The organism is Bradyrhizobium sp. UFLA05-108, assembly GCF_059803455.1.
In genome coordinates this window covers 1-542 of sequence record NZ_JBANAZ010000273.1, presented here as the reverse complement: position 1 = coordinate 542, position 542 = coordinate 1, and the positions used below count along the sequence as shown (strand labels likewise).

General features: G+C 66.8%; 1 protein-coding gene. It reads left to right on the top strand.

Annotated elements, in window-relative coordinates; genetic code table 11:
• Positions 1-21: 21 nt before the first annotated feature.
• Positions 22-542, top strand: a 521-nt coding sequence (locus tag SO140_RS46445; protein WP_498544273.1) for an alkaline phosphatase, incomplete at its 3' end; no start/stop codon positions are given.

Sequence of the window (542 nt, the reverse complement as noted above, 5' to 3'; positions counted from 1 at the left end):
ATTACGACAAGGAGCTTACCCATGCAACCTGCTGTATCCCTGATCGCCGGCGCCGTGCTGTCCGCCCTGCTCTGTTCCTCCGCCAGCGCGGCGGAAACCTCGGCCAATGCCGATGGCCTGACCGAGCGCGCCGCGCGCGGCCCCCTCACCGAGCCGGGCGGCGCCCGTCGCCTGGCCGGCGATCAGACCGCCGCGCTGAAGGCGTCGCTGTCGGACAAAACGGTGAAAAACGTGATCCTGCTGATCGGCGACGGCATGGGGGATTCCGAGATCACCGCCGCGCGCAACTACGCTGAAGGCGCAGGCGGTTACTTCAAGGGCATCGACGCCCTGCCGCTGACCGGGCAATACACCCACTACTCGCTGGACAAGAAAACCCACAAGCCGGATTACGTGACCGACTCCGCCGCCTCGGCCACCGCCTGGGCCACCGGGGTGAAAACCTATAACGGTGCGCTCGGCGTGGACGTGAACGGCAAAGACCAGCCAACGCTGCTGGAGATCGCCAAGGCGGCCGGCAAGGCCACCGGCAACGTCTCCAC